The sequence below is a fragment of the Streptomyces griseocarneus genome, assembly GCF_014655595.1.
GTDB classification, from domain to species: Bacteria; Actinomycetota; Actinomycetes; order Streptomycetales; family Streptomycetaceae; genus Streptomyces; species Streptomyces griseocarneus.
On sequence record NZ_BNBL01000026.1, the window covers coordinates 1 to 9,709 of the forward strand.

General features: G+C 71.5%; 7 protein-coding genes and 1 pseudogene. 5 read left to right on the plus strand and 3 right to left on the minus strand.

Going from position 1 to position 9,709, the window contains the following annotated elements; all coding sequences use genetic code 11:
• Nucleotides 1–289 precede the first annotated feature (289 nt).
• Both IE295_RS33010 and IE295_RS33015 read right to left on the minus strand, forming a co-directional pair.
• A complete protein-coding gene (locus IE295_RS33010) occupies nucleotides 290–1,309 on the minus strand; it encodes a calcium-binding protein (protein ID WP_190067494.1) in 1,020 nt (339 codons plus the stop codon).
• Nucleotides 1,310–2,195: 886 nt separating this feature from the next.
• Nucleotides 2,196–2,627 carry an ankyrin repeat domain-containing protein gene (locus IE295_RS33015; protein WP_190067495.1) on the minus strand — a complete coding sequence of 144 codons (432 nt, stop codon included), beginning with the start codon at nucleotides 2,625–2,627 and terminating at the stop codon, nucleotides 2,196–2,198.
• Between the two features lie 102 nt (nucleotides 2,628–2,729).
• Between IE295_RS33015 and lanL the strand changes: the two genes are divergently transcribed.
• The 4 genes from lanL (at nucleotide 2,730) to IE295_RS34055 (ending at nucleotide 8,054) form a co-directional block, all read left to right on the plus strand.
• Nucleotides 2,730–5,381 (plus strand): class IV lanthionine synthetase LanL, encoded by a 2,652-nt coding sequence (lanL, locus tag IE295_RS33020; protein WP_224323679.1) that lies wholly within the window; start codon nucleotides 2,730–2,732, stop codon nucleotides 5,379–5,381.
• A 34-nt stretch (nucleotides 5,382–5,415) separates the two neighbouring features.
• On the plus strand, nucleotides 5,416–5,550 hold the full coding sequence (locus tag IE295_RS34230) for a hypothetical protein (RefSeq protein ID WP_263454252.1): 135 nt from the start codon (nucleotides 5,416–5,418) through the stop codon (nucleotides 5,548–5,550).
• Between the two features lie 81 nt (nucleotides 5,551–5,631).
• Nucleotides 5,632–6,846, plus strand: coding sequence for a lanthionine synthetase C family protein (locus tag IE295_RS33025; RefSeq protein WP_190067497.1), 1,215 nt, complete (start codon nucleotides 5,632–5,634; stop codon nucleotides 6,844–6,846).
• Between the two features lie 671 nt (nucleotides 6,847–7,517).
• Nucleotides 7,518–8,054 (plus strand): aldo/keto reductase, encoded by a 537-nt coding sequence (locus IE295_RS34055; protein ID WP_229923030.1) that lies wholly within the window; start codon nucleotides 7,518–7,520, stop codon nucleotides 8,052–8,054.
• On the opposite strand, the gene IE295_RS33035 is transcribed toward IE295_RS34055, so the two are convergent.
• A complete protein-coding gene (locus tag IE295_RS33035) occupies nucleotides 7,966–8,562 on the minus strand; it encodes a hypothetical protein (protein ID WP_224323677.1) in 597 nt (198 codons plus the stop codon). The genes IE295_RS34055 and IE295_RS33035 overlap by 89 nt on opposite strands.
• 782 nt (nucleotides 8,563–9,344) lie before the next feature.
• On the opposite strand from IE295_RS33035, the pseudogene IE295_RS34060 reads away from it, so the two are divergent.
• Nucleotides 9,345–9,709: pseudogene (locus IE295_RS34060) on the plus strand (transposase); the annotation flags it as partial.

A 9,709-nucleotide genomic window follows, 5' to 3' on the forward strand; every position in this document is an offset into this window, starting at 1 on the left:
CACGTGGCCTGAGGACGGGTACGGCCGCGGTCGACGACACGCCACGGCCAACCGTGCACGAGATCGTTAGGCGACCGGGGGGGGTGCCCCAGGCAGGCCGACGCGGAGCCAGGCACTCGAGGTTTGGCTGCGGGCGAGATCCTCGGCGAACTCTCGTTCCCCGTCAAATTCAGCTGTTCAGCTCAGTCGGCTTCTGCTGGCCGAACTGGACGGCCCCAACACGGGACGCACTCGATCTGAGGAACAACTGCTGGGATCGGCGGCCCGCTGAGGGCTCGGGCACGCGGCGCTAGCTCTGGCAGTTGGTGACCGTGCCGCCCGCGTTGTTGTCGGTGCGGCAGGTGTTGTCGCCCCCGCCGCCGTCGACGGTCCCGTACGGGCCGAGGACGACGGGCGTGGCGCCCGGTCCCTGAATGACGTCATCGTCGTCGTCCCCGGAGACCGTGGCGTATCCGTCCTGCCCGGCTGACGGCACCTCGATGAGGTCGGCTCCGGCGCCCCCGCTGACGCAGGTGGCGCGCGCCCCGTCGCCGGCGCCGATCGCCTCGACGCGGATGACGTCGTCGCCTTCGTCCCCGTCGACGGTGGCGGGCTTGGGGAGGCGGGATTCTATGGGGGTTGTCCCGTCCACGGTGATCTCGTCGGCACCGGGGCCGCCATGGAGGGGGCCGGCCAGCTTCCCGACCGTGATGGTGTCGTTTCCGCCTCCGCCGTCGAGACGGCTCGCCTTGTCATATCCGGGTACGCGGAAGGCGGTGAGGCGGAGGATGTCGTTGCCGTCACCGCCGTCGATCGTGCTGCTGTACACGTCGCCGGTGGTGATCACATCGTTCCCGGCACCACCGTCGATGTCCCCCAGGTACGACACCTCGCCGGTGGTGATGGTGTCGTTGCCCGCACCGCCGTGGATGGTGCCCTGGACGCTGAACTTGTCCTTGTCGGTCACGGTGATCTTGTCGTCGCCGTCACCGCCGTCGATGGCCCCGCGGACATTTCTTCCGCTGCCGCTGGAGAGGATTTTGTCGACGATGACGACGTCGTCCCCGCCGAGGCCGTTGACCACGCCGGCCAGGTGGCCGCTGACGTCGTCGCCGCCCCTGACCTCGATGATGTCCGCCTGGTCGGTGCCGCTGAGTGTCGTACCGGCGGGGACGCCCTGGGTGCACACGAGGTGGACGCCGCCGGTCGGCAAGGCGCCGCTGGTGCAGCCGGGCGGGAGGGCCGCGGCAGTCGCGGCCGGGAGCGTGGGCGCGGCCACGAGTACGAGACCTGTGACGAGCGCGCCGGTGGCGATGTGTCTGAAGGGCATGGCTGTTCCCTCCTTGAAGGCATGCATATGCCAGGGGTGGGGGCCAACAGCGTTCCCGTGGGGCCGGAAGTGCACAAGCGGGAAACCGGTCTGACCGGATCCACGGATCCCTAGGATGCCCTCAGCAGGCAATGGCCCCCAACGCCCCTGGGCCAGGGACCGCACCACACGCCAAGTGCTGGATAACTGTCTCCCCCGATGCTTGAACACACGGATTCTTCAGGGAAAGCGCGCTCGGCCTGGGTGGGCACCCGCGTACGGGCCTCGTACTCCGCCAGGAGCGTGGATACATCAGCAGTGGTCACGGACGGGTCAACGACCGGCGCTGGCGCAGGGCCTGGTCCGGGGAAGTGCGCGCTGGATCGCTGGCTGTGCCGCGCGCTACCGGCGACGGCGCAGGCCGCCCAGCCAGCGCTTCGGCCACTCAGGCTCCGGGCTGGACTCGGGGACCCCCGGCGTCGATGCCGCGGCCGGGGCCGGCTGCCAGGTCTCCCGCTCGGCGCCGTCGTCTTCTTCCTTGGCCTCCTGGCAGGCGGAGCGCAGGGTCAGGTCGTCGTCCCAGGTGTGCCGGTGCGCTTCGACGTACGCACACTGGTCGTCGCTGAACTTTCGCCCGCGGCCCTGTCGAGGCGAAGTACCCGCGCCGCGGACAGTCCCTCAGCGTCCCCGGTCGAGGTCATCCACAAGCCGGAATGTGATCGGTGGTTCGTTCGTACCCTGGCTGCCGATCCTCCGTGACTGCCGGCAGCAAGGCGACGGTCTCCACCGTGCCGTCAAGCGGTCGCCCACATGCACAATCTCACCATGGTTGCCTGATCAGAAGTGCCGGAAGCGGCTCTGACCTGCCCACTCACAGCCTTCTGCAACTTGTTTTAGGGCGCCGGTGTCACATGGCCCGTTCGCGCGGACGGGCACCCGCCGCGAGGAGTACGGCGACGGTCTCGGCATGGGAACCCTGCTCCGCCCACTCCAGCGGAGAGGGGCCGGTGCCGTGGTCTTCACGGAGGTTCGGATCGGCGCCGCCGGCCAGCAGCGCCCGCACCGCGTCGGTGTACCCCCAACAAGAGGCGGCGCACAGCGGCGTCCCTTCCGTGGCGCCCGTGCTCTCCGTGTCGGGCGAGGCACCCGCGGCCAGCAACTGCCGGACGATGTCGGCGGATCCCCGCACGGAAGCCCCGTACAGCGGGGTGGAGCCTTCGGCATCGGCCTTGTCCGGATGCGCCCCCGACCGCAGAAGGGCGGTCACCTCCGCGGCACTTCCATAGGACGCGGCCGAGACCAGGCGCTTCGTGAGCTTCTTCTGCTGTCTCCTGTTCACCGCCCCGAGAGTAGGCCCGACCGCGCGGTCCGGGCACCAGGGATCAGTCGTCCACAGCCCCTCGCGCGCCGCCCGGCGAGCTGCCATGCTGAGATCGTGGCGGTGAGCTATCAGGCGATCGCTCTACGTGCTTTGGGTGAGTGTTCGGCGATCGGGTGGACGCTGCGTGACGGCGAAACCTGGTGCATGGTCACGCCGCCGTGCCACGTTCCCCGGCAGCAGGGCTGGAAGCTGCACCTGTCCGCGACCCCCGCCTCGGCGGCCCGCGTTCTGGAGAGCGCGGCCCGGGTCCTGGTGGCCCACGCGTGCGCGTTCAAGTTCGCCGTCTCGCCACGGGTCACCGCCGAACTCACCTCGGTCCGGGCGCCACGCGCGCAGTCGGGCAAGTTCCTCACCGTCTATCCGCTCGACGACGATCAATTGCGGGTCCTGACCGGGCAACTCCACGAGGCCACTGCCGGACTCGCCGGACCGGCGATTCTGTCGGACCGGCGGTACCGGCCGGACAGCCTGGTCCACTACCGCTACGGCTGTTTCGCCCGGCCCCGTGAGCTCAACGACGAAGGCCTCTACGAAGGCCGGCTGCAGGCGCCCGACGGAACGTTCGTAGCGGACGAGCGCAACCCGTGGTTCTCACCACCCCCTTGGGCTCGCCCCCCGTTCGATCCGCCCGCCCGCGCCGCCTCGGGGCGCCGACGCGGCGACCCCGTCCTCGTCGCCGGCCGCTATCTGGTCCGTGAGGCCATCCGGCACTCCAACCGTGGTGGCGTCTACCGCGCGAGCGACCGGCGGACCGGTGACGATGTCCTGCTCAAGGAGGCCCGGCCGCACATCGGAGCCACCTCGGACGGCAAGGACGCCAGGTACTGGCTGCGCTACGAGGCCGACATCCTGAAGCGGCTCGCACCCCTTCGCATCACACCGGCCGTCCGCAACGTCTTCGAATCCGCCGGCCACGTCTTTCTCGTGGAAGACCTGATCGACGGCAAGAGCCTGCAACGGTGGACCACCGACGGCATCGCACGAGACGTCCGAGGACTGCTCCCGGTCGCGTCCCTGTGGAAGCTGGCCCGCGAACTCACCGACATGGTCGGCCGGATGCACGCGGCCGGATTCGTCCTGCGCGACCTCAAGCCCGGCAACATCGTGATGACCCCCGACGACACCCCCGTCCTCGTCGACATGGAATGCGCGGTCCGCGCGGGCGAGCGGGCTCATGTCGTCGGCACCCACGGCTTCACCGCCCCCGAGTACCTGGGCGGCCCCGACCGGGACGGCGACTCACCGCCGCCCGCACCCGGCCCCGAAGCGGATTGCTACAGCCTGGGTGCCACCCTGCTGTACGCCGCCACCGGCATCATCCCGCTGCTCGCCGACGACTCCGAGCCCCGCCGCCCGGCCGGTGAACGGCTCGCGGAGATCGTCGAAACCGCCGCACCGGCCGCGCCCGCGCTCCGGGCACTCGCCCCCCTCGTCATCGGCCTCACGGCGGACGGCCCGGCCCGCTGGCCGCAGGAGAAGGCCGCCGCCTTCCTCCGGGCGGACCCTGTCGGGACACCGCTGCCGGCAGCACCCCCGCCGGCGCGCGGCGCCGTCGACCGACTGCTGGCCGACGGCCTGGCCCACCTCGCGGCCACCGCCGAACCGGACGCAGAGCACCTGTGGCCACGGCCGCGTTCGGCTCCGCTCAGCGACCCCTGCAACGTACAAATGGGCGCGGCCGGTGTGCTGGCCGTCCTCGACCGGGCGGTCCGCTCCGGCGAGACCACCGCCGAGCCGCTGTTGCGGACGGCGGCCCGGTGGCTGGACCGACGGCTCACCGCGCCGAGCAGAATCCTGCCCGGCCTGTACTTCGGCCGCTCCGGCACGGCATGGGCGCTCCACGACGCCGCGCGGACGCTCGGCGACCCGGGAATGGCGGACCGGGCCGTGGAATACGCCCTGCGCATCCCGCTCGACTGGCGCCACCCCGACATCTGCCACGGCCTCGCCGGCGCCGGCCTCGCCCAACTGCACCTGTGGCACGCGACGGGCGATCCACGATTCGCCGATCGCGCGTCGGAGTGCGCCGACCGGCTCGTTCGACTGACCGCGGGTGCCGAGCACGGCGTGGACTGGCCCGTCGGTCCGGAACACCGCCGCGAACTCGCCGGCTCCGCCCTGTACGGCTTCGGGCACGGCATCGCCGGGAACGCCGCCTTCCTCCTCGCCGCCGGGCGGGACCTGGGACGAGCGGACTTCCTCGACATCGCCACGGGGGCGGGGCACGCCCTGTGCGCCGTGGCCGAACCGCGCGGTGACGCGGCCGTCTGGCCGAAGGGGCCGGGCCGGACCGAACGGACCGACCTGAACTTCTGGTGCCATGGCGCCTCCGGCATCGGAACGTTCCTGGTACGGCTGTGGACCGCCACCGGCGACGCGCGATTTCGCGAGTACGCCGACCGCGCGGCGCGGGCGGTGCACCGGGACCGCTGCCGGGTCGGCCCCAGCACCTGCCACGGGGCGGCCGGCAACGCGGAGCTGCTGCTCGACCTCGCCGACGCGACGGGGGAGGAGCACTACCGCACCCGGGCGGCGGAGACCGCCACTTGTCTGTCCGCCCGGGCGGTCCTGCGCGACGGCCGCCTGCTGGTGCCCGACGAAACCCTGCGCGACGTCAGCGCCGGCTACGGCGTCGGCTTGGCCGGCGTGCTGGATTTCCTGCTGCGCCTCACCTACGGCGGCAACAGATCCTGGCTGGTCGACCCTCGATGACCGGCCGACACCACCACCAAAGGAGAAATCCGCCATGGAAACCGAGGTCCTGGAACTTCAGGAACTGCCCGAGACGGATGAGCAGTCACTGGAGCCGATGATGTGCTGCGACACCATCTTCACCACCGACCGCACGGACGGATGCACTGAGCCGCCCCGCTGTCGCTAGAAGAACACGGACAACGCGAACCCGTTCCGTGCGGTCGGCTGGGACGGCCGCACGGAACCACCTGGGGAACGAGGAGTCGACGTGGCGGGATGGACGGCCGTACTGCCGCCCGGCACGGCCGCCGCGGCCCTCGATCTCGTCACCACCCTGGCGGGTCGGCCGCGGTCCACCCCCACCTGTGTCCGCCCCGACCTCGCCGGCGGCGGACCGGGGCTCGCCCTGACGTACCACCAGTTGGACCGCTGCATGCCGGGGCTGGGCTGGGACGCCATGGCCGACGGCTATCTGTCCGCGGCGGTCAAAGGTGCCGAGCGGCTCGGCACGAGCACACCGGCGGTGTTCGGCGGCCTCGGCGGCCTCGCGTTCGCCGCCTGGTCGCTGTCTCCCGACGCCCCCTCGTTCCGTTCCCTGCACGACGGCGTCGCCCGGGAAGCGGGGCGACGGGCCCGGGCCCTCGGCGACTCGCACGGCATGCCCGTCCGGGTTTTCGACGTCATCTCCGGCGTGACCGGTACGGGCGCGTATCTGCTCGGCCGCCGCCACGAGCCCGCTGCCCGTGACGCGCTGTGTGCCGTGCTCACCGCCCTCGTGTCGCTGTGCGGTGAACGGGCGGGCACACCCCACTGGTACACCCCCGCCGAGGCCCTGAGGGACGCCCGGACGCGCGAGGAGTTTCCGGACGGCGTCCTCGACTGCGGCCTGGCGCACGGCATCCCGGGGCCGCTCGCGCTGCTCTCCCTGGCCCTCGACACCGGCGTCACCGTCCCCGGACAGCGGGAGACCGTCGCCCGCGTGGCCGGATGGCTGGCGGCACACCGCACCGATGACGCCTGGGGCCCCAACTGGCCCGGAATGGCGCCACTCCCCGGCCGGCCCGCTCCCCAAGGCCTCCGCCCCGCCCGGGCCTCGTGGTGTTACGGCAGTCCCGGCGTCGCCAGAACCCTGTGGCTCGCCGGAACGGCACTCGACGACGCCTCCTTGCGCGCTCTCGCGGTGGAGGCCCTCAAAGCCGCCCTCCGGCGGCCCGCGGCGCGACGCCGCGTCGACGGCACCCCCGGTCTGTGTCACGGAGTGGCCGGGCTGCTCCACATCACGTCCCGCTTCGCGTCGGACACCGGCGACCCGGAACTCGCGCGGGCCGCGACCGCACTCGCCGGGCAGTTGCTCACCTCGCCCGTCGCGCTCTCGGCCGAAGGCCCCGGCTACCTCGAAGGCGCGGCGGGCGTGGTCCTCGCCCTGCTGGCGGCGGCCACCGATGTCGCGCCGACGTGGGACCGGCCCCTCCTCCTGGCGTGATGGCGGTACCGGCGCGGGTGTGCCGACCGCCGTGCGGCTAGTGATCTGAGTCGGAGATTCGTCGGCAGTATGCGGCGACCGGGAAGTCCCCGACGGCCTCGACGTGCATGCTCCCCGACTGAGGTATGCCAGGTCGGTGTGTTCGGTGGCTGGATCAGCACCTGGAACAGCAAGCGGCGCTGTTGCTCGACCGCTGCTTCCCACGTTCGTACGCGCGGCCGGGAACGAAGGAGGGCGCGGCGGCCGGGGCGGCGGGCGATGGCCGGCATGATGCCCGCGTTCACGGACGCGCTCGCGGTAGATGTCGTGGTCATAGCCGCGGTCGGCGAACAGAGCAGGGGTGGGATGTTGCTTGGGCCAGTCTCATCCCAAGATGGCCGGTGGGTTTCAAGGGGTGTGCTGCCGTGTCGGCGTCCGCACTCCTGGACGCACGTGCCCGCTGGCGGTACGCCCGGGTCATGGCTGAGCGTCGCCCGTATCCGAGTGATCTGCCCGAAGCCTGCTGGGAGTTGATCGAGCCGGCGTCGTCCGCCTGGCGGGCCGAGCGTCGGCGTCATACCCCGGACATCGGACCCGCACCCGAGCACGACCTGCGCGAGATCCTCAACGCGATCTTGTATGTGAACCAGATGGAGTACTCGCTCGCCACCCCGGACGTGGTCGAGCGGGAGATGCTCGCGACCTGCCGGGAGCTCGGCACGGCCGCGGTGGCGCACTCGCCGCTGGGCCGCGGCATGCTCGCCGGCGCTGCCTCCTCACTCGACCAGCTGTCCGAAGGGGACAACCGGCTGCGCTGGCCCCGGTTCTCTGTTGAGAACATCGACCGCAACCTCGCACTCGTACGGGCCTTCGAAGCCGTCGTGGGAGAGATCGGCTGCACCCCTGCGCAGGCCGCCCTCAGCTGGCTGCTCGCCCCAGGGCGACGACATCATCCCGGTCCCCGGCGCCAAGCGCCTCGCCCGCCTGGAGGCGAACGCCGCGGGCGTGGCCCTAGTCATGATGCCGGAGCAGCTGGCGCGGATCGGCGACGCCGTCCCCGCCGAGGCGATGACCGGCCGGCGCTACCCGGAGCAGGCGCTGAGCCGGCTGGGGCGCCGGGTCGGCCGGGGCACCTGAGCGTCAGAACGCCCCGATCGACCAGAAGACCCCCACCTCGTCGCCGGACACGGCGATCAGGCCGAGGTCGTAGAACAGGTCGAGGCCGTTGAGGTACGCGGAGGTCAGGAAGGTGTTGGAGCACGTGCCCTGCAGGCCCGCCGCCACGAAGTCCGGGGCGGGGTCCGAAGCGGCGGCCGTCGCGTTGGTCCAGTACTGCGCGGCGGGGCCGTATCTGCCGAGCAGGGTCCGGGCGTCCGCCAGCACAGTTTCCCGGTCCGGGCGAGTGCGGACGGGAGCGGGTTCCGCCTGCCATTCCTCACCCATGACGGCGAGGGCGGCGACCGCCGCCTCGGCTTCCAGGCGGTACAGGAGGCCGGGCATCTCCCCCGCGGCCGGGGGGTCGAAGGGGTAGGCGGGGAGCCCGTAACGGGCGGTGTTGGTGCGGTCCATGTCCAGCCGGACCCGGCCGCGGGGGTCGGGGACCTCCCGGTGCAGCACGGCGAGGACGTCGTGCGTCCAGTCCTCGTGCCGGCGGGGGCCGGTGGCCGCGAAGACGTAGGGATCGCCGAGCAGCCGCAGCGCCGCCGCGTCCCACTCCTGGTGCGTCATCGTCAGCATGACCGCGGTCTGGCGCCGGTGACGCGCACTACCTGCGGGAGGCCCGACGGCCCCTCCCCCTCGTCGGGGCTCTTCGAGACCGGGCCCTTGGGGCATTCGGCGGTGACGGTGATGAGCACTGACGCGATCTTCGATTTCACGGTGGTCACTCTACCGAGGCACTGAACAGCACCCTCGCTGTGAACGGGAGCACAACGATGCGGTGTCACGGTTCGCCGATGCGCCGTGTCCGGATGGACGTCCGACGATCCGACGAGAGGAGCCGGGTTGTGACGCCGGAGCATCGATGCCCGCTCGTGCCCGGCGCCGCGACGGCGAGCAGCTGCTCGATGCGCTCCCACTCCGCCAGCTCCGCCCGGCCGCGGACGTCGTCGGCCAAGTCCTCGTGCCGGAGTCCTGCCGCGCATCGAACCGGGCGTTCTCGAGGGCGCGTGCGATGGCGCCGGCATCCATCCCCTTCGCGCGGCGGCACACGAGGCGGCGGCCGATGCGGGCGGGGCCGACCGGTTCGCAGGGCACGGCAGCGCGGGCGGCGAAGGGCTGGCGGAACGTCCGGGTCTGCCAGAGAGTGCTCACTGAGCGTTTAGTTCTGTTCCAGGGCAACATGTTGTGGTGTTCCGGCCATGGCGTCCAGGTGCTTGAGGGGCTGGTGAGCCGTTAGGCCCGTTACGTGGCAGGAGAGAGATGTTTCATCCTGGTATCTCCTGTGTCATCCCAAGGTGTCCCGAGCGGCGGTCGTTTGCCTGCTGGCCAAGCCGGCCGCCGCGCAGTACATCGGAAACATGACTCCGCACCGCGGCTATCCCGACGATCCGTCATGCGTCATGAAAGCTGATCGGGGCCGGTGCTGACCGCCTGGCGGGAAGAGCGTCGTGGTCCCGGCCTGGACATCGACCGTCCGCCCGAGCGTGACCTGCGGCACCCTGATGAATGCCGTGCTCTACGTGGACCGCACCGGCATCTCCTGGCGCTACCTCCCACATGACTTCCCCGCTGGCGGGCCACCTACGGCTACTTCGCCTCCTGGCAGGAAGGTGGTGTCTTCGAGCAGCTCACCGGTCTGCTGCGGTGCCTGGTGCGCGAACAGGCCGGGATGGTTGGCCTTGGCCTGGGCGATGTAGTGGGTATCGCGCTCGCGGAGGTAAGT

Coding starts and splice junctions, on each gene's coding strand:
- IE295_RS34055 (WP_229923030.1), top strand. CDS start 7,518: ATGCTCGCGACCTGCCGGGAGCTCGGCACGGCCGCGGTGGCGCACTCG.
- IE295_RS33035 (WP_224323677.1), bottom strand. CDS start 8,562: ATGCTGACGATGACGCACCAGGAGTGGGACGCGGCGGCGCTGCGGCTG.
- IE295_RS33010 (WP_190067494.1), bottom strand. CDS start 1,309: ATGCCCTTCAGACACATCGCCACCGGCGCGCTCGTCACAGGTCTCGTA.
- IE295_RS34230 (WP_263454252.1), top strand. CDS start 5,416: ATGGAAACCGAGGTCCTGGAACTTCAGGAACTGCCCGAGACGGATGAG.